Source organism: Cellulomonas sp. APG4 (assembly GCF_009996735.1).
Taxonomy (GTDB): Bacteria; Actinomycetota; Actinomycetes; order Actinomycetales; family Cellulomonadaceae; genus Actinotalea.
This window is the reverse complement of record NZ_JAACYI010000020.1, coordinates 54,131-72,337: the sequence shown is the minus strand read 5'-3', so window position 1 is coordinate 72,337 and position 18,207 is coordinate 54,131. Positions and strand designations below refer to the sequence as shown.

The 18,207-nt window shown below is 74.0% G+C and carries 16 protein-coding genes; 5 read left to right on the top strand and 11 right to left on the bottom strand.

All coding sequences use genetic code 11. The annotated features are described in order from the left end of the window. Nucleotides 1-22 precede the first annotated feature (22 nt). Nucleotides 23-1,018, bottom strand: coding sequence for a 16S rRNA (cytosine(1402)-N(4))-methyltransferase RsmH (rsmH, locus tag GXB85_RS14120; protein ID WP_161918296.1), 996 nt, complete (start codon nt 1,016-1,018; stop codon nt 23-25). A 196-nt stretch (nt 1,019-1,214) separates the two neighbouring features. Beyond that, nucleotides 1,215-1,679 (bottom strand): division/cell wall cluster transcriptional repressor MraZ, encoded by a 465-nt coding sequence (gene mraZ / locus GXB85_RS14115; protein ID WP_161918295.1) that lies wholly within the window; start codon nt 1,677-1,679, stop codon nt 1,215-1,217. A gap of 402 nt (nt 1,680-2,081) precedes the next feature. Here mraZ and GXB85_RS14110 point away from each other — a divergent pair, with 402 nt between their 5' ends. The 3 genes from GXB85_RS14110 to GXB85_RS14100 are packed head-to-tail and all read left to right on the top strand — an operon-like array spanning nt 2,082 to nt 6,603. Then, nucleotides 2,082-3,086, top strand: coding sequence for a MoxR family ATPase (locus tag GXB85_RS14110; protein ID WP_161918294.1), 1,005 nt, complete (start codon nt 2,082-2,084; stop codon nt 3,084-3,086). Next, entirely contained in the window at nt 3,086-4,357 is a 1,272-nt protein-coding gene (locus GXB85_RS14105; protein WP_161918293.1) for a DUF58 domain-containing protein, read from the top strand. Before GXB85_RS14110 ends, GXB85_RS14105 begins: the two co-directional genes overlap by 1 nt. Beyond that, nucleotides 4,354-6,603, top strand: coding sequence for a DUF3488 and transglutaminase-like domain-containing protein (locus GXB85_RS14100; protein ID WP_161918292.1), 2,250 nt, complete (start codon nt 4,354-4,356; stop codon nt 6,601-6,603). Before GXB85_RS14105 ends, GXB85_RS14100 begins: the two co-directional genes overlap by 4 nt. Nucleotides 6,604-6,683: 80 nt before the next feature. Here the strand turns inward: GXB85_RS14100 and GXB85_RS14095 are convergent, their stop codons facing one another. Genes GXB85_RS14095 through GXB85_RS14085 form a run of 3 tightly spaced genes read right to left on the bottom strand, consistent with a single transcriptional unit; the run spans nt 6,684 to nt 8,847 of the window. After that, entirely contained in the window at nt 6,684-7,070 is a 387-nt protein-coding gene (locus tag GXB85_RS14095) for a DUF3040 domain-containing protein (protein WP_161918291.1), read from the bottom strand. 35 nt (nt 7,071-7,105) lie between these two features. Continuing rightward, nucleotides 7,106-8,371 carry a DNA polymerase IV gene (locus tag GXB85_RS14090; protein WP_161918290.1) on the bottom strand — a complete coding sequence of 422 codons (1,266 nt, stop codon included), beginning with the start codon at nt 8,369-8,371 and terminating at the stop codon, nt 7,106-7,108. After that, complete coding sequence (locus GXB85_RS14085) at nt 8,368-8,847, bottom strand: SAV_6107 family HEPN domain-containing protein (RefSeq protein ID WP_370524256.1); 480 nt, start codon at nt 8,845-8,847, stop codon at nt 8,368-8,370. Before GXB85_RS14085 ends, GXB85_RS14090 begins: the two co-directional genes overlap by 4 nt. Before the next feature lie 123 nt (nt 8,848-8,970). Between GXB85_RS14085 and GXB85_RS14080 the strand changes: the two genes are divergently transcribed. Next, a complete protein-coding gene (locus tag GXB85_RS14080) occupies nt 8,971-9,888 on the top strand; it encodes a spermidine synthase (protein ID WP_370524255.1) in 918 nt (305 codons plus the stop codon). A 15-nt stretch (nt 9,889-9,903) separates the two neighbouring features. Here the strand turns inward: GXB85_RS14080 and GXB85_RS14075 are convergent, their stop codons facing one another. The 5 genes from GXB85_RS14075 to GXB85_RS14055 all read right to left on the bottom strand — a co-directional run bounded on the left by GXB85_RS14075 (nt 9,904) and on the right by GXB85_RS14055 (nt 14,770). Further along, entirely contained in the window at nt 9,904-10,107 is a 204-nt protein-coding gene (locus GXB85_RS14075) for a cold-shock protein (protein WP_161918289.1), read from the bottom strand. Nucleotides 10,108-10,335: 228 nt separating this feature from the next. Continuing rightward, nucleotides 10,336-11,268: a proteasome assembly chaperone family protein gene (locus GXB85_RS14070; protein WP_161918288.1), complete on the bottom strand. Its 933-nt coding sequence runs from the start codon at nt 11,266-11,268 to the stop codon at nt 10,336-10,338. A gap of 81 nt (nt 11,269-11,349) precedes the next feature. Then, nucleotides 11,350-11,787: a response regulator gene (locus GXB85_RS14065; RefSeq protein ID WP_161918287.1), complete on the bottom strand. Its 438-nt coding sequence runs from the start codon at nt 11,785-11,787 to the stop codon at nt 11,350-11,352. 56 nt (nt 11,788-11,843) lie between these two features. Beyond that, the gene (locus tag GXB85_RS14060) at nt 11,844-13,526 is read right to left on the bottom strand and encodes an ATP-binding protein (protein WP_370524254.1); all 1,683 of its coding nucleotides are present in this window, start codon (nt 13,524-13,526) and stop codon (nt 11,844-11,846) included. 50 nt (nt 13,527-13,576) lie between these two features. After that, nucleotides 13,577-14,770, bottom strand: coding sequence for a PP2C family protein-serine/threonine phosphatase (locus GXB85_RS14055; RefSeq protein WP_370524253.1), 1,194 nt, complete (start codon nt 14,768-14,770; stop codon nt 13,577-13,579). Nucleotides 14,771-14,964: 194 nt separating this feature from the next. Between GXB85_RS14055 and GXB85_RS14050 the strand changes: the two genes are divergently transcribed. Continuing rightward, complete coding sequence (locus tag GXB85_RS14050) at nt 14,965-17,247, top strand: ATP-binding domain-containing protein (RefSeq protein WP_370524252.1); 2,283 nt, start codon at nt 14,965-14,967, stop codon at nt 17,245-17,247. 29 nt (nt 17,248-17,276) lie between these two features. Here the strand turns inward: GXB85_RS14050 and GXB85_RS14045 are convergent, their stop codons facing one another. Beyond that, a complete protein-coding gene (locus GXB85_RS14045) occupies nt 17,277-18,149 on the bottom strand; it encodes a matrixin family metalloprotease (protein ID WP_161918284.1) in 873 nt (290 codons plus the stop codon). Nucleotides 18,150-18,207 lie beyond the last annotated feature (58 nt).

The following is an 18,207-nucleotide window of genomic DNA, read 5'->3' as shown; positions in this document are numbered from 1 at the left end:
ACCGGCGCGGCGTGGAGCGCGCTCATGCCGCCCCCGTCCAGCGCAGGTGCTCCGGGGTGGGCCGCAGGCGCTCGGCCGCCCGCAGGCGCACCGAGGCCGAGCGCGGGTTGAGCGCCTGCTCGTCGGCCGCGGCGCGCTCGGCCCCGCGTGTGAGGAGCGCCAGGTACGGACGGTGCGACGCGGGCTCGACCGGCATGTCCGGAGGCGCGCTCGACGTCGCGCCCCGCGCGAGGGCGCGCTTGACCATCCGGTCCTCGAGCGACTGGTAGGCCATGACGACGATCCGGCCACCCACGGCGATGGACTCGAGGGCAGCGGGGAGTGCCGCCTCGAGGGCGGCGAGCTCGCCGTTGACCTCGATGCGCAGGGCCTGGAAGGTCCTCTTGGCGGGGTTGCCGCCGGTCGCACGAGCTGCCGCAGGGATCGCCGCGCGCACGATCTCCACCAGCTCGCCCGTGCGCGCGAGGGGCGCCCGCGCGCGCGCCGCGACCACCGAGCGCGCGATGCGCGGTGCGAACCGTTCCTCGCCGAACTGGCGCAGCACGCGCACGAGACGGTCCTCCGGGTAGGAGTTGAGCACCTCGGCGGCCGTGGGGCCCGTGGTGGGGTCCATGCGCATGTCCAGCGGCGCGTCCTGCGCGTAGGAGAACCCGCGCTCGGGCTCGTCGAGCTGGAGCGAGGAGACGCCGAGGTCCATGAGCACGCCCTCGACGGGACGGCCGACCACGCGGTTCACGACGTCGTGGATCTGGTCGTACACCGCGTGGACCGCCATGAACCGCTCGCCGAAGTCGGCGAGCCGCCGCGAGGCGAGGGCGATCGCCTCGGGATCGCGGTCCAGGCCCACGACACGCAGGGTCGCGAACCGCTGCAGGAGCGCCTCGCTGTGCCCGCCCATGCCGAGCGTCGCGTCGACGACGACGGCGTCCGGGCCCGTGAGCGCGGGCGCGAGGAGGTCGAGGCAGCGTCCGAGCAGCACCGGGACGTGCCGCTCGTGCGTGGGCCGTGCGTCCGACATCACTCACCTCTCCTTCCTCGTGCGTGGTCCTGGGGTACCGCGTGCTGCGTGGTCGTCCGGAGGGACCGGACACAGGGTCGGTCGGGGGCCCTCCACCACCCGACCAGGTCCCCCTCCGCTGCCCTCTGACGCCGGGGAAGTGCGTCAGAGTGCGGGAGGAGACCTCACCGTGCGGTGCTGTGCACCGACCGCTCGTCTAGAAGGCTCCGGGGAACACCTCCTCGGCGGTCTCCGAGTAGTGCGTGACCTGCTCGGCCAGGTACGTCTCCCAGGCGTTCGCGTCCCAGATCTCGACGCGGCTGCCCGCGCCGATGACGGCGACGTCACGGTCCAGCCCGGCGTAGGAGCGCAGCGCGGACGGGATCGAGAGGCGGCCCTGCTTGTCGGGCACCTCGTCATGCGCACCGGAGAGGAACACGCGCAGGTAGTCACGCGCCTGCTTGCTCGTCACGGGTGCCTGTCGGATCTGGTCGTGCATCCGCCGGAACTCGTCCATCGGGAAGACGAAGAGGCACCTCTCCTGCCCGCGCGTGACCACGAGGCCGGACGCGAGCTGGGAGCGGAACTTCGCCGGGAGGATCAGCCGCCCCTTGTCGTCGAGGCGCGGGGTGTAGGTGCCCAGGAAGGGGCTGTACGAGACGTAACCGCTGTCGCCGACCACTCCCCTCCCCCTTCGACACCCCGGGGACGACCCCACGCCTCCCCTCAGGCCTCCACGGTACTCCACTTCCCTCCACCAGCCACTAGACCTGGCTGCATCTGCCCGCAAACTTCACCCGTTTGCCCAGGTCACGGCCGGTGGAGCGATGTGGAGGGGAAGTTCGGACCACACCCCGCGCGTCTGCGTGTCGTGCGAACCGTGGACGGCGGTGTGCTCGGGCGCTCGGGCATCGCCGCTGGTCAGCCGGGTGACGGCGGCCGGGTGGCTTGCCGAGTCGGCGATCGGCGGGCTCACCGGGGCGGGGTGGGGAGGGAAGTGGGGGGGCTGCGTCGCGGCCCGAACGGTCGTCGCACGCGCGGGTCGCCGTCGCCTACGCTCGGGGCACCGGACGAAGGGGTCGAGATGGTCCACGCACTGCCCACCTCTGACGAGGTCGACGAGCTCGCCGAGGCGTCGGCGCGCATCCGAGCGTCGATGGAGTCGGTGATCTCGGGACGCCCCGACCTGGTGCGGCTGACCGTCGCCGTGCTGCTCGCGGAGGGGCACCTGCTGCTCGAGGATGTCCCCGGGGTGGGCAAGACGACGCTCGCCAAGAGCCTCGCCCGGACGGTCGACTGCACCGTGGGGCGCATCCAGTTCACACCCGACCTCCTGCCGAGCGACCTGACGGGCGTGACGATCTACCGCGCCCAGCAGCACGAGTTCGAGTTCCGTCCCGGGCCGGTGTTCGCGAACATCGTCATCGGTGACGAGATCAACCGCGCCTCCCCCAAGACGCAGTCGGCGCTGCTCGAGTGCATGCAGGAGGCACAGACGACCATCGACGGGACGACGTACGCCCTGCCCGACCCCTTCCTCGTGGTGGCGACGCAGAACCCGATCGAGATGGAGGGCACCTACGCGCTGCCCGAGGCCCAGCGCGACCGCTTCATGGCGCGGTTGAGCGTCGGCTACCCGGCACGCGACGCCGAGGTCGAGATGCTCGACCGGCAGGAGACGGCTGACCCGCTCGCCGCCATCTCACCCGTGACCGACGTCGAGCACGTGCGCCGGATGATCGACGTGACGCGTCGGCTCTACGCCGCCCCCGGGATCAAGCAGTACGTGGTCGACCTCGCCGAGGCGACCCGCGCCGATCCGATGCTCAGGCTCGGCGCGTCGCCGCGGGCAGGCATCCAGCTCCTGCGCGGCGCCAAGGCGCTCGCCGCGATGGCAGGACGCAACCACGTGCTGCCCGACGACGTCCAGGAGCTCGCCGAGCCCGTTCTCGCCCACCGGTTGCTCGCGAGCACCGACGCACGTCTCGCGGGCCACACGGTCACCGACAGCCTGCGGGCGATCGTGGCCCGGACGGCACTGCCGGTGACGGGGCGCGCGGCGGCACCCGACCGTCGCGCCACGGGCTGATGCACCTGCGCCACCGCGTCCGCCCCACCGGACGCGGCCTCGCGCTGGCGGGAGCGGGGCTCGCGACGGCGACGACGGGTGTGCTCGGGGGAACCCGCGTCCTCACCCAGGTGGGCCTGCTGCTCGTGCTCACGGTCCTCGTGAGCGCGGTGCTGCTGCGGCTCGAGCTGCGTCAGCAGGACCGTGGCGCCCTGCGGCTGAACCGCCGCGTGACGCCGCACCCGACGACCGTGGGACGGCCCACGACAGTCGAGGTCGAGGTGGTGAGCACGACGGGGCACCGGCTCGACCGGCTCGACGTCGCCGAGCGAGCATCCCGCGAGCTCTCGGGTCCGCGTCCGCTGCGCGCGCGGGTCCGGCGCGAACGTGACCGGCTCACCCTCGTCTACCCGGTCGAACCCGGACGACGCGGCCGCTGGGCGGTGGGCCCCCTCGAGGTGCGCCGGCGGGACCTCTTCGGCGTGGCGCACGCGAGCGGACCGTTGGGCGATCCCGTGCTCGTGGCGGTGCGGCCCGTCCTGACGCACCTCACCACGGACGACCCCTCGACGTCGACCGACGTCGACCGGGCGGCCCTCGGCTCACGGACACCGGCCGCCGACGACGCCTCGTTGCGCGACTACCGGCCGGGCGACGACCTGCGACGCGTGCACTGGCGGAGCAGCGCCCGGCGGGGTGCGGTGATGGTGCGCCAGGACGAGCGTTCCGGACGACGACCCGCGAGCGTGCTCCTCGACGTCGCCGTCGAGGACGCCGCTGCCGAGTGGTCGATCGCGACGGCCGCGTCGGTGTCGCTGGCGCTGCTCGAGGCTCGTCACGGCGTGCGGCTCCTCGGGGGCGAGGCGCACGGCACCCCGGCGGCGGGCCGCACCGACCACCACCGCACCGACGTCCACGGCGAGGCCTCCGAGGCGCTGCTCGAACAGGTCGTCGACCTGACGCTGCCGCGCACCGAGGCCGAGCGCACGGCCTGGCTCCTCGCCGCCGTCGACACGCTCACCGCGCAGGCAGGCGGGGCCGAGCTCGTGTTCGCTGTGGTCGGGGCGCTCGGACCGGCCGAGCTCACAGCCCTCGCACGCGTCGGCGACGCCAGTCACGGCTGGGCGATGGTCCGCAGCGCGGGTGCGAGCCCGACCGATGACGAGGCCCGCACCCTCGCGCAGCTGCGCCGTGCGGGCTGGACGGCGTGCGCCGTCACCGTGGGTGAGGACCCGGCCGCCGCCTGGGAGCGGCTGCTCGGCTCCCACGACGCGCTGGCGGTCCCGCGATGAGCCCGGCAGCCCGCACGGCTCCCGTCTCGGGTGCGCGCGCGTGGGTGGGCGCGGGCCTCGTCAGCCTGCTGGTCCTGAGCGGGTTGGTGAGCCTGAGGGCGCTGCTCCAGGACGGGCCCTGGCTGACGATCGGGGCCCTCGCGACCCTCGGGCTGGTCGCCCTGCTGGGCCTGCTGCGCAGCCGCGGTCGCGCCGGGGTCGCGCCGACCACGTGGGGGCTCCTGCTCACGCTCGTCGCCCTCCTCGCCCTCTACGGCGGACGCGGAACCACGCTCAGCGTGCCGGTACCGACGGTGGAGACGCTCGACAGGCTGTCCCGCCTCGCCTCGAACGGCGTGCAGGCGGTGGTCGACGGTCGGGTCCCCGTCGCTCCGGGGCGCGGTCTCGAGCTGCTCGTCGTCAGCGGGGTGCTCGTGGCCGTCCTGGTCGTGGACCTCGTGGCCCTCGGGCTCGGCCGCGCAGGGCTCGCGGGCGTCCCGGTCCTCGCGCTCTTCGTCCCGGCCGCACTCTTCGACCGCATGCCGGGAACGTTGACGCTCCTGGTCACGGGGACCGCCTACCTGCTGCTCCTGGCACTCACGCGTCCCAGCTCGCGCGCGGGCGCACGTACCGGTCGCACGGATGCGTTGCCCGCGCTGGGGGCGGCGGCGCTCGTCACGACCCTGGCCCTCGCACTCACGCCTGCAGCCGCGTCGCTACCCTTCTACGGCTCCGTGCGGGGCTCGGGAGGATGGGGACCGCCGGCCGTCACCGGGCCGTTGCGCCTGTCGACGGACCTGGACATGCGGTCGAGCCTCGCGGCACGCAGCGACAGGCCGCTGCTGCGCTACACGGTCGCCGACCCGGGTGTCGGCCCGTTGCGCATGTACACCCTGAGCGAGTTCGACGGCACACGCTGGCAGCGCGGCGCCGAGCCGGACGCCGACGGCCTCACCCCCGCTGATGGGCCCCTCTGGCCGGAGGGGGATCCCCTCCCCGGGGACGAGGCGACACCCGTCGAGATGTCGATCGAGGTCGGCGACCTCGACCAGGACCGGTTGCCGGTGCCCACGGACCCGCGCGTCGTCGAGGTGTCACCGCGCTGGCTCTACGACCCGCAGCGTGACGAGGTGGTCGGCGACGACGTGCGCACCCGCGGCCTGACCTACGACGTCGAGCTGAGCAGGCGCGACCTCTCTGCCGAACGCCTCGACGAGGACACCGCGGGGCGGTCCCTGGACCCCACCGCCCCCACGCTCGAGCTCCCCGAGACCACCCACGTCGCAGACGTCGCCCGGGTGGCCCGCGAGGTCACGGCGGACGCCGAGAGCGCCTACGACCAGGCGCTGGCGCTCCAGACCTACCTGCGGGACACCTCGACGTTCCGCTACAGCACGCAGGTGCCGGCGGCCGAGACCGACGACGCCGTCCATGACTTCCTGACGAGCCGCACCGGCTACTGCGTCCAGTTCGCGACAGCGATGGCGGTGATGGCGCGCAGCCTCGGCATCCCCGCCCGCCTGGGTGTCGGCTTCCTGCCCGGACGGCCGAACCCGGCGGTCCGGGGAGAGTTCGTCGTGACGGGTCAGCAGTCGCATGCGTGGCCCGAGCTCTACTTCGACGGTGCAGGGTGGGTGCGCTTCGAACCGACCCCGGCGGTCCAGACGGGTGCGCCGCCCGCGTACGCCGACCCGTTCGGCAACGCACCCGTGGCGACGCCGTCCGCCACACCGAGCGCGACGGCCAGGCCGACGACCGACCCCCAGGATGCTCCGCAGGAGGGCCTGACGGAGGGGCGTGACGAGGTCGGGATCGGCGGTGCCGCCGTGCCGCGTCGCCTGGTCATCGCGGTCGCGGCGCTGCTCGTGACGACCTCCGTGCTGACCGTCTGGTCCATGCTCCGTCGCCGGCGGCGCCGTGCCGAGCGCCCCGAGCGCGGCCCGGAGGTGGCGTGGTCGACGCTGCGGGAGCGCCTCGAACCCCTGGGTGTGCGGTGGTCGGACGCGACGACACCGCGTCAGGCCGCCCTCATGGTCGAGCAGCGGTACGCGGAGCTCCTCGCGGCCGGACGCGTCGATGAGGGCACGGTCGAGAGGGCTCGCCGATCGCTCGCGGTGCTCGTCCGCGCGCTCGAGGAGGCTCGCTACGCGCCGCGGCCAGTGGAGGCCGAGCCCGGGCCGCTGGGGGCCGGGCGCCCGCGCGACCCCGACGTGCTGGTCGAGGAGGTCGTCGAGGCCGCGCAGGGACGCCAGCCGGTCCACGCCTGAGGCGACGACCGGTCATCGGCCCTGCCTCCCCAGCGGGTGCCGCCGCGTGCGGACACGTGCACGCGCGAGAAAGGGAAGCGTCAGGGACGCTCGTCGCGACGGCGGTCCCACCGCTCCTCGAGCCGGCGAAGGAGTCCACCGCCGGTCTTCGCCTTGGGAGCACGCGGCTTCACACCACCGTCACCGCCGACGACGCCCACCGGGCCCTGCCGGCGCGGTGGCGAGAACGCCAGGACGACCGACACGAACATGGTCACGAATCCGAGCACGCCGACGACGGGCTGGCTCGTCGCCGCCCCGACGACAAGGACGGTGAGGCCGACGAGTGCGCCGGTCCCGGTGAGGAGCCACCGGCGGACGGAGCTGCGGCCGCGACCCTGGAAGGTGTTCACCAGCCTGGGGTCGTCAGACGAGAGCTGACGCTCCATCTGCTCAAGTACGCGCTGCTCGTACTCGGACAGAGGCATCGCTACCTCCGTGCTGCCGGTGGGACGGGACACGTTCAGGATAGATCCCCGTCGCCCGTGGCGGTAGTTGGGGGGCGGGTGGTCCTCGCGACGAGGGCTCCGGGGCCCACCGACTGCCGGCCGAAACGCTGGCGGACCTCGTCCATCGCACGCTCGGCGCGCCGTCTCGGTGCCGCGGCGTCATCGACCGCCTCGTCGAGCGTGAGCGGCCGCTGCGTCGCCTCGGTCAGGCCTTCCGCCCGCACGCCGACGAGGCGCAGGGCTTGCCCCTCGAGCTCGACGCCCGCGAGCAGCTCGCACGACGCCAGATGGAGCTCGCGGGCGACATCCGTCGGAAGCCCCAACGTCCGCGCCCGGGTGAGCGTGCGGAAGTCTGCCGTGCGCACCTTGAGACTGACCGTCCGCGCCTCGAGGCCCCGGGCCCGCAGCTCACCCGCGCACCGGTCCGCGAGCCCCAGCAGGTGCGCCCGCACGACGTCGAGCTCTGAGACGTCGCGCTCGAACGTCATCTCGGCACCGACGCTCTTCTCGGCCCGAACGGGCGTGACCGGTCGCGGGTCCCGGCCCCAGGCGAGGTCGTGCAGGTGGGCGCCCGCGACCTTGCCGACAGCGCGCTGCACCGTCTGGACGTCGGCGTGGGCAAGGTCGGACACCGTGGTGAGCCCCCAGCGTTCGAGCGACTCACGCGTCCGCTCCCCGACCCCCCAGAGGGCACCGACGGGAAGCTGGTGCAGGAACTCCACCGTGCTCGCGCGAGGAACCAGGAGCATGCCGTCAGGCTTGGCGAACCCTGACGCGAGCTTGGCGACGAACTTGGTGGCGGCCACGCCGACCGAGCAGGGCAGGCCGAGCTCCTCGCGCACCCGACCACGGATGTGCTCGGCGATCCGCGTCGGCGAGCCCAGCCGGCGTCGCGCGCCCGAGACGTCGAGGAACGCCTCGTCCACGCTCACCTTCTCGACGAGGGCGGTGACCTCCCCCAGCACGGCCATCACCTGAACGGAAGCCGCACGATAGGCGTGCTGGTCCGGCGGCACGACGACGGCCCGCGGGCAGAGCCGACGGGCCTGCGCCATCGGCATCGCCGCATGGACGCCGAACGCCCGCGCCTCGTAGGTCGCCGCGAGGACGACCGCGCGGTCACTCCCCCCGACGATCACCGGCCGCCCCCGCAGCTCAGGACGTCGGCGTAGCTCGACCGACGCGAAGAAGGCGTCCATGTCGACGTGGAGGATGGGAGTCGCGTCGTCGTCGTCGCCCCAGCTGCGGCGCACCCCCGGGGCCGCAGGAGATCGGCTCACGAGGCCACCCGAGCGGCGCCTGGGACCACCATCGGGAGGCGGCCCGACGGCGCCCCGACCGCCTCCCGCACGGCATCCTGGAAGTCCTCCGCCGCAGCCACCGCCTGGTCCGCACGCGCCGCGTCGACGACCTCGTCACGACCGGCCTCGACCGCGGCCCGGAGGGACGCGCCCGAGGCGAAGAAGGCGGTCCAGCCGCTCAGCTCCGGACTCACGGCGGCGACCATGTCCCACACCGTACGCGGGGCCGGCCGACGTCGCGGCCGGCCCGTCACCTCGAGCAGGGCGGCACCGGCGCGCAGGGCGGCGAGGTGGGCGTGCACGTAGCGGTCGCCCGGGAGCTGGGCCAGCTGGGACGCGACGAGCTCGGCGTCGCTGCGCGCGAGGAGCTCGTCGACCTGGGGCGGGAGGGGCGCAGCGCCCTGCAACGGCCGCACCGCGCCTCTTCTGCCGTCCGTGCTCACACCCGTGCTCACGCGGCTCACCTCCCTGCTCGCGTCCGTCGGCCGCCGGTACCAGAAGCCGCCACTATCATCGAACACCTGTTCGACCTGACGCAAGCGTCTCACGACCCTCCGACATCGCGTTAGCGTGACCGCGTGCCCGACCGCCGCCCACGCCGCCGTCCACGCGTGCCCGACGTCGCATCGCTCCCCGTGGATCCCGTGCCGATCGACACAGGTACCGCCGAGGTGGTGGTGGACAGGGCGGCCCCGCGCGCCGTGACCGTGCTCGTGAACGGCGTGCCGAGCTCGCACCTCGACCTCGACGACCCCGCGTGGCTCGAGTTCGAGTACATGCAGCAGATGGCCGTGCTGGTGGAGCACCTCACCCGCGGTGCTCTCGATGCCGTCCACCTCGGCGCAGGCGCGTGCGCGCTCCCCCGCGCCCTCGAGGCGCGCCGTCCGGGGTCCCGGCAGCTGGCGGTGGACCTCGACGCCGCGCTGCTCACGCGCGTGCGCGAGTGGTTCGACCTCCCACGCTCGCCCCTGCTCCGCCTGCGCCCGGGGGACGCGCGCGAGGTCCTCACGACGCTTCCCGACGCGCGCGCCGACGTCGTCGTCCGCGACGTGTTCGCAGGTGACCGGACGCCCGGTCACCTCTGCACGGTCGAGGCGGTCGCCGAGGTCATGCGGGTCCTGCGACCCGGCGGCCTCTACCTGGTCAACTGCGCGGACCGGCCCCCGCTCACGCGCGCCCGCGCCGAGCTGGCGGCGCTGCGGACCCACGCCGACGAGGTCGCGCTCGTCGCCGAACCGGCCCAGCTCAAGGGACGCCGCTACGGCAACCTCGTCCTCGCGGCGGTGCGTCCCGGCGGCGACGGCGGGACGGCGGGACGGTTCGCCGATCCCTCGCTCGTGCGCGCGCTCCGCTCGCTGCCCGTACCTGTGCACCTGCGCGCGGGGGCAGAGCTCGACGCCTTCGTCGGGGCCGCGCGTCCCCTCCACGACCCGCCGGCCGCCCACCGCCCCCACGACGGCGACGAGGCCGCACCCCGTGGGGGCGCGGCCTCGTGACGAGCCGTCAGCGGCTCAGAGCGGACGGACGTTCTCGGCCTGGGGGCCCTTGGGACCCTGGGTGATCTCGAACTCGACCCGCTGGGCCTCCTCGAGCGTCCGGTAGCCCTGCGTCTCGATCGCCGAGTAGTGCACGAACACGTCCGCACCGCCGCCGTCCTGCGCGATGAAGCCGTAGCCCTTCTCAGCGTTGAACCACTTCACGGATCCCTGCGCCATGCTGTTCCTGTCCTTCTGTCCGACCGGGGACGTCGTGACCGGGCCCTCTGCCTGGTCCTCGTGCCGCAATGCCTGGTCCCACGTCCTGAGCGGTGGAGCCTGGCGGTCCGTGCCACAGGTACGACGAGGGCGGAGGCACCGGCAGTGGTGCACCCCGCCCGGGGTCACGCGTAACACCTCACTGCAACACGGACAAGTCTGGCACGCGGCCGTCTCCCGACGCCAGGGTCATGACCCGTCTGGCCGCTGGCGCGCGAGGAACCGCTCGAACTCGGCCCCGAGCTCCTCCGCCGTCGGCAGGTCCTCGGGCTCGGCGAGGAGGCTCGACCGCCCCGCGGCACGCGCGAAGGCGTCGTACTGCTCCTCGAGGGCGCGCACGACGGCGGCCACCTCCTCCGACTCCGAGACCTGGCGGGTGACCTCCTCGAGAGCCTCCTGCGCGGCGTCCGCGAGCGCGTCCGGGGAGAGCACGAGACCGGTGACGCGCTCGACGTGCTCGAGCGCGGTCCGCGCGGCCTGGGGGTACGGCGACTGCGCGAGGTAGTGCGGCACGTGCACCGCGAAGCCGAGGGCGTCGTGCCCCCAGCGTCCGAGCCGGTACTCGAGCAGCGCTCCGACGCTCGCGGGAACCTGGACGGTGCCGAACCACGAGCGATGGTCGGCCACGAGCTCGGGGCGGGTCCCGTGCGCGGTCACGCCGAGCGGACGGGTGTGGGGGACGCCCATCGGGATGCCGTGCACGCCGACGAGCAACGGGACGTCGAAGCGCTCGACGACCTGCCGCACCGCAGCCACCCAGCGTTCCCACTGGACGTCGGGCTCGGTCCCGTGGAGCAGGAGGAGGTCGACCCCCTCGCCGTCGGTGAGCACGTCGATGGCGAGCTCCGGCTCGGCGTAGTCGACCCACGCCGTCGCGTCGAACGTCATCGCGGGGCGTCGCGCCCGGTAGTCGAGCAGGGCGTCCACGTCGAAGGTCACCAGGCGCCGGGGGGTGAACCGCTCGAGCAGGTGCTCCGCGCCGACCTGGCCCGCGCTCCCGGCGTCGACGAACCCGCGCACCATGTGCAGCATCGTCGGGCCGAGCCCTGCCCGCTCCGCCCCCAGGGCGACCTCGGCGGCGATGCTCTCGTCGACCGTGTAGATCTCACGTGGATCCTGCATCTTCACCTTCCTCGCACCGCGCGCCGGGCGCGCCGCGGACTCAGGCGACAACGCCGGACGGGCTGGGCCGATTCCCGCGTCTCAGCGACCGGGCAGGCGCACGACCGAGACGAAGAAGTCGTCGATCTGCCGCACCACGTCGATGAACCGTTGGAAGTCGACCGGCTTGGTGACGTAGGCGTTCGCGTGCAGCGCGTAGCTGCGCAGCACGTCCTCCTCGGCTTCCGACGTGGTGAGCACGACCACCGGGATCCGCCCCAGTGCCTCGTCGGACTTCATGGCAGCCAGCACCTCGCGGCCGTCCATGCGCGGCAGGTTGAGGTCGAGGAGCACCATGTCAGGGGTCGGCGCGTCGGCGTAGGGCCCCTCCTTGCGCAGGTACTGCATCGCGCTCGCGCCGTCGTTGACCACCGCGAGACGGTTGGCCACCTTGTTCTCCTCGAACGCCTCGCGCGTCATGAGGACGTCGCCCGGGTCGTCCTCGACCAGCAGGACGTCGATCTGCTTCTGCTCGTTCATGTCCTCAGACCTCCCGGCCGACCAGCGACCCGTCTCGCGGGGCCGGACGGCACCCGTCACACATCCTGGGGCCTCGAGGGCCCGTCGTCCTGCTCGACCGAGAGCGTGTCGCGCCAGGTCAGGGCGACCGCCTCAGGCTCCCCTGCCTCCTCGGCGTCGGCGTCCGGACCCGGGGCCGCCTCACCCGCAGGCGGCGTGCTACCGCCCGGGCCGGCCACCGGCAGGGTCCACCGCACCGTCGTGCCCTCGACGGCGGCCTCGTCGATCCAGATGTCCCCGCCGTGGTACTCCACGATCTTCTTGCACAGCGCGAGGCCGATGCCCGTGCCCTCGTAGACCTCCTTGGCGTGCAGTCGCTGGAAGATCACGAAGACCCGCTCGGCGTACTGGGGATCGATGCCGATGCCGTTGTCGCTCAGGGCGAACTCCCAGACCTCACCCGAGCGGTGCGCCTCGAGCCGCACGTGCGGGGGCCGGTCCGGATGCCGGAACTTGAGCGCGTTGCTGATCAGGTTCGCGAGCAGCTGCACCACGAGGGGCTCCTCGGCGGGAACCACCGGGAGCTCACCGGCCGTCACGGTCGCACCGGTCTCCTCGATGCGTCGTTCGAGGTCACTGGTCGCACTCGCGAGCGCCGCCGACATGTCGACGTCCGTGACCTCGCCGCCGATCCGCCCGACGCGCGAGAACCCGAGCAGGTCGTTGATCAGCCGCTGCATGCGCTTGGCGCCGTCGACCGCGAAGCCGATGTACTGGTCCGCTCGCTCGTCGAGCTGACCCTCGTAGCGCTTGGCGAGCAGCTGGGTGAAGCTCGCGACCTTCCGCAACGGCTCCTGCAGGTCGTGGGACGCCACGTAGGCGAACTGCTCGAGGTCGCGGTTGGAGCGCGCGAGGTCGTCGGCCTGCGTGCGCAGCTGCGCCTCGGACTCCTCGAGCGCTACCCGCGCGCGGTGGGCGTCGTCGATCGTCCGCACCAGCGCACGGCGCATGTCCTCGACGACACCGCTCACCTCGTGCACCTCCCCCGCCCCGACCTCGCGGACCGGGTGGGCGAGATCGCCGTCGGCCACGACGCGCACGTCCCCCACGAGGGAGTCGAGCGGGCCGGTGATCCACCGGCGCAGGTACACCCAGAGCAGGGCGCCACCCGCCACCACGAGGACCGCCAGCACGACGACGGTCGCGACGAGGACGTTCGTCACCGCGCGCAGCTCCGCGACCGCTGCGAGCCGCCCCTCCTTGAGCAGCCGGGTGTGCTCCTCGACCGGACGTCGCACCTCGTCGAAGAGCGCACGACCCCGCTCGACCTCGGCGGCCGGCACCGACTCCGGTCCCTCGGCACGCACCGTGGCGATCGCTGGCTGAGCCCAGTCCTGCAGCCACGCGCGCGCCGCGTCGGCCGCCTCCTCACGCGTGCGCACCTCCGCACTGTCCGGGCCGAAGTGGTCCTCGACCAGCGTCGTGACGTCCACACCGGGATCGGGTGCGTCGAGCATCCGCTCGAGGGGTTCGAGCGTGACCTCGTCGCCCGTGAGCAGGAACCCCCGCACCGCGGTCTCGGCGTCGAGCAGACGGACGTACGCCGTGTCGGTCTGCGTGATGGCCTCGTAGTACACCGTGAGCACCTCGTGCTGGCGCTCACGCGCGCTCAGGACGGCCCCCGCAGCGACGGCGAGCGCGAGCACGACGAGCACGAGGGCCGACGCGACGGCGAGATCGACGCGTCGGCGGAGAGACACGGGCGCGCGCCCCTCGCCGGGTGCCCCGGTCCCGTCCGTGACCGGGGACGTCATGCGGCGCCGCCGTCCCAGCCGAGGACGACCAGGGCCGTGTCGTCCACGAGGTCGCCACCGTGCCGGGTGCGCACGGCCTCGAGGATGCGGTCGACGATCGAGGCAGGTCCGTCGGCGCCTGCCTCGCGGTCGGCACGCTCGGCCGCGACCTGCTCCTCCATCACGAGCTGGAGGCCCTCCTCGCCGAGCCGCGTGCCGCCGCCGTCGACCGTGCTCTCGAGCACGCCGTCGGTGTACATGATCACGCGCCACGACGAGCCGAGCTCGACCCGCTGCGAGGTCCAGCCGCCGAGGACCGGGATGCCCAGAGCCCGTCCCCGGTGCTCGCTCGGGAGCGAACGGGTCGGCGTGCCGAGGAGGAACGGCGTCGGGTGACCGCACAGGAAGAGGTCGAGCGCGTCGCGCTCGGGCGTGACCACGACCATCACCATCGTCGCGAAGATCTCCGGACGGCCGCGCTCGGCCGAGAGGATCTGCTCGACGACGTCGAGGACCTGGGCGGCCGGCAGCCCGGCGAGCACCGACGTGCGCCAGGCGGTGCGCAGCGTCGCGCCGAGGGCGGCCTCGTCCGGGCCGTGCCCCGCGACGTCCCCGACGATCGCCGCGATCGAGCCGTCGGCACGCTCGACGACGTCGTAGAAGTCGCCGCCGAGCAGGCCGTCCCGGCCCGCGCGGTAGCCCACCAGCACCTCGACGGCCGCGTCACCCACGAGCGGCGTGGGGAGCAGGGCCCGTTCCAGCCGACTGGTCTCGGACGCCCGCAGCTTCGCGCGGTAGAGGTCTCGCTCCTGGACCTCGGCGTGACGCCGCTGGATGGCGTACCGGACCGAGCGCGCGAGGAGGGCCGGCGTGACCTCACCCTTGACGAGGTAGTCCTGCGCGCCTGCCGCGACGGCCTTGAGGCCGGCGCCCGAGCCGGTGAGACCGGTGAGCACCACGACGGCCGGGTTCCGGGCCGAGCGCAGCACCTTCTCGAGGGCGGACATCCCGTCGGCGTCGGGCAGCCCGAGGTCGAGCAGCACGCACTCGACGTCGAGCTGGGTCGACGCCTCCTCGAGCGTCCGGGCCCGGCGCAGCTCGACGGTGACGCCCGAGTCCGCGAAGAGCTCGGAGACGAGCAGCGCGTCACCGTCGTCGTCCTCGACGAGGAGCACCCTCAAGGGGCGCGAGGTGAGCTCGGTGTAGGGCACGGTCGACCTTTCTGGGGGTCCGGCGGGCCCGATCCTACGGGGGCGCGGCGACGTGTCGCCCCTCGGTCACCCGGACGGCGTGCCGCCCGGCGCGTGGACCACGGCACGTCGCGCGTCCGCGAGCGCGGATAATGGACGGCCGATCCGAACCGACGCCACCCCTCACGGGTGCGCGAGGGACCCTGGGGGGCCGTGTGACAGGCAGGCAGGACCAGCTGCGCGAGGAGCAGGGCGCTGTCGACCTGCGCTACGCGCGGCTCGACGAGCTGCGCGCCCAGTCGGCCGCCCGCCTCGCCGAGGTGCGTCGGGTCGGGCCCTCGGGCTCGCCCCAGAACCGCTCCGAGCGTGACGCCTTCGCGACGCTCTACGAGGACCGGCTCGCCCAGCTCGACGCGGTCGAGCAGCGGCTCGTGTTCGGCCGGCTGGACCTGACCGACGGCGCCGTCCGCTACGTGGGCCGCATCGGGCTCACGGACGCCGAGCACACCTCCCTGCTGACGGACTGGCGCGCACCCGCCGCCCAGGCCTTCTACCGCGCGACCGCGGCTCGCCCTGACGACGTCGTCCGACGACGGCACCTCGTGACACGTGGCCGTACGGTGACGGCCCTCGAGGACGAGGTGCTCGACCTCGACGCGCTCGACGGCCCCGAGGCCGAGGCGACCCTCGCCGGCCTCTCGGGGGAGGGCGCGCTCCTCGCGGCTCTCGCCGCCGGACGCACGGGCCGGATGGGCGACATCGTCGCCACGATCCAGGCCGAGCAGGACGCGATCATCCGGTCGGACCTCGCCGGCGCGCTCGTCGTCCAGGGCGGCCCCGGGACGGGCAAGACGGCGGTCGCCCTGCACCGGGCGGCGTACCTGCTCTACGCGCACCGGCGCGTGCTCGAACGCTCGGGGGTGCTGCTGCTCGGCCCGAGCAGGGTGTTCCTGCGCTACATCGACCAGGTACTGCCCTCGCTCGGCGAGACCGGCGTCGTGACCGCGACCGTCGCCGACCTGGTGCCGGGCCTGGTCGTCGAGGGCCAGGACGCCCCGCACGTCGCGGAGATCAAGGGACGTCCCGTGCTGGCGCAGGTGATCGCCCGGGCCGTGCGGGCGCGTCAGCGGGTCCCGCAGGCACCGGTCGAGGTCTCGGTCGACGGTCGCCGCGTCGTCGTGCGCCCGAGGGACGTCGCCGAGGCCGTCCAGCGCGCGCGCCGTACCGGCAAGCCCCACAACCAGGCGCGCGTCACGTTCGTCCGGGACATGCTCACCCGGCTCGCGTCGCAGTACGTCGAGCAGCTGGGCTACACGGTGCCGCCGGAGGACCGCGCCGAGATCGTCGAGGAGCTGCGCACGACGCGTGAGGTGCGCATCGCACTCAACCTCGCGTGGATGCCCCTCACCCCGCAGAAGCTCGTGGGCGACCTGCTCAGCCGGCCGGCACGGCTCGAGGAGGCGGCTCCCTGGTTGAGCCCGGCCGAACGTCACGCGCTGCTGCGCGAGGCCGACGCGCCCTGGACGGACAGCGACGTCCCGCTGCTCGACGAGGCCGCCGAGCTGCTGGGCGAGGACGACCAGGCCGCGCGTGCCCAGGCCGCCGCCGACGCCCGACGACGTCAGGAGGAGCTCGACTACGCGCGCCAGGTGCTGCAGTCCTCGGGCGCCGGGCGCGGGCTGGTCAGCGCGGAGGTGCTGGCCGAGCGGTTCGCCCACACCGGTCCGGCGCTCACGACCGCCGAGCGCGCCGCTGCCGACCGGAGCTGGACCTACGGCCACGTGGTGGTCGACGAGGCGCAGGAGCTCTCGCCCATGGCGTGGCGCATGGTGCTGCGACGCTGCCCGACGCGGTCGCTGACGATCGTCGGCGACGTCGCGCAGACGTCGTCGGCGGCCGGGACCCGCGACTGGGCGCAGGCGCTCGACCCCGTGCTCGGCGACTCGTGGCGGCTCGCCGAGCTCACCGTCAACTACCGCACGCCGGCGCAGGTCGCGGACGCGGCCGGACGCGTCGCGCGCGTGGCGGGGCTGCCCGTGAGCGCCCTGACCTCGGCCCGCGAGGTGCCCGACGCACTGGTACTCCACCGGGTCCCGGCCGACGACGTGACGACGACCGCCGACGCGGTCGTCGCGGACGCGGTGCGGGGCTGGGCCGCGCAGGACCTCGCGGCGACCGCCGCCGGCGAGACCGAGCTCGCCGGGCGGGTCGCGGTGCTGGCCCCGGCGTCCCGCGTCGAGGACCTGCGGGCCGTCCTGGCCACCGGCGCGTCGGCCGCGTACGTCGACGGGAGCGCGCCGTCGACGCCCGACGCCCGGGTCGTGGTGCTCACGCCGCACGAGAGCAAGGGGCTCGAGTACGACGTCGTCGTGCTCGTCGAGCCGCACGAGGTGGGCGGCGAGAGCGCGGGTGACCTGTACGTCGCGATGACACGTCCCACGCAGACGCTCCACGTGGTCACGTCCGCCGAGCCGCCCGAGGGGCTCGTCCAGCACTGAGCCCGCGCGGCGGGCCCACAGCGGTCACCTCACTCGCACGCGACCGCCCCGAGGAGAGCGAGGCCCTGCCGGTCACCCGGACCCAGCTCGGCCCGCGCCGAGGTCTGGGGGTGCATCAGCTCGGCCGTGTCGTCGACGTGGTCGAGGCCGAGCACGTGGCCGAGCTCGTGCACGACGACGGCGCGCGCCTGGGCCTCGCCGTCGGGGCGCTCGAGGAGGGCCACGAGGTCGGGGGCGTCGAGGACGAGGCGCCCGGCCGCGAGCCACCTGCCCCGGCCGTCGGAGCCCGGGACCGCGGCGGACCCGCCCACGCCGGCCACCTGGCCGGCGAGCTCGGGGAGCTCGTCCTCGTCCGACCACGCCACGAGCACCGGCACCCAGCCGTCCCCGTAGCGACCGGGCTGGATGAGGTCACGGTCCTTCACGGGTTCCTCGTCGGTCGTCCCGACGTGCTCGAACGCGAGCCCCGTGGCGGCGGACACCACGGCGAGGGCGTCGGCGAGCAGCCGGTCCCCCTCCGGCGGGGCGCCGTCGGGGCGGACGACGTACCTGACCGGCCGGCACGGGTCGTAGCCGACCGGGAGCCCGTCGTCGGTCGTGTGCAGGAACTCGTGCGCGCCCGAGCTCGTGACGGGTACGACCGGCAGCATCCGGCCCTCCGCGGCCGCCGGACGTGGCACCGCGACGGCGCGTCCGTCGATCTCGACGTACGCCCTCGTGCCGAGGAGGTCACGCAGACGGTCGAGCTCACCCCAGGGGCTCAGCGCGACACCCGCGACGAGGACACCGAGGACCGTCAGGACGAGCAGCGGCCGCGACCGACGGCGCCCGCGCGCGGCCCGGTCGAGCTGGGCGAGCTCACGACGACGGCGTCGGAGCTCACGTCGGTCGTGACGGCTCACGAGACAAGTGTGCCCGAGCCGTGCGACGTCCCGCCTGTCGGGCGCGTTTTGGCCGGGC

Bases quoted from the DNA above. Each gene is read 5' to 3' on its own strand.
- rsmH (WP_161918296.1), bottom strand. From the start codon at position 1,018: ATGTCGGACGCACGGCCCACGCACGAGCGGCACGTCCCGGTGCTGCTC.
- GXB85_RS14110 (WP_161918294.1), top strand. From the start codon at position 2,082: ATGGTCCACGCACTGCCCACCTCTGACGAGGTCGACGAGCTCGCCGAG.
- GXB85_RS14105 (WP_161918293.1), top strand. From the start codon at position 3,086: ATGCACCTGCGCCACCGCGTCCGCCCCACCGGACGCGGCCTCGCGCTG.
- GXB85_RS14100 (WP_161918292.1), top strand. From the start codon at position 4,354: ATGAGCCCGGCAGCCCGCACGGCTCCCGTCTCGGGTGCGCGCGCGTGG.
- GXB85_RS14095 (WP_161918291.1), bottom strand. From the start codon at position 7,070: ATGCCTCTGTCCGAGTACGAGCAGCGCGTACTTGAGCAGATGGAGCGT.
- GXB85_RS14075 (WP_161918289.1), bottom strand. From the start codon at position 10,107: ATGGCGCAGGGATCCGTGAAGTGGTTCAACGCTGAGAAGGGCTACGGC.
- GXB85_RS14070 (WP_161918288.1), bottom strand. From the start codon at position 11,268: ATGCAGGATCCACGTGAGATCTACACGGTCGACGAGAGCATCGCCGCC.
- GXB85_RS14065 (WP_161918287.1), bottom strand. From the start codon at position 11,787: ATGAACGAGCAGAAGCAGATCGACGTCCTGCTGGTCGAGGACGACCCG.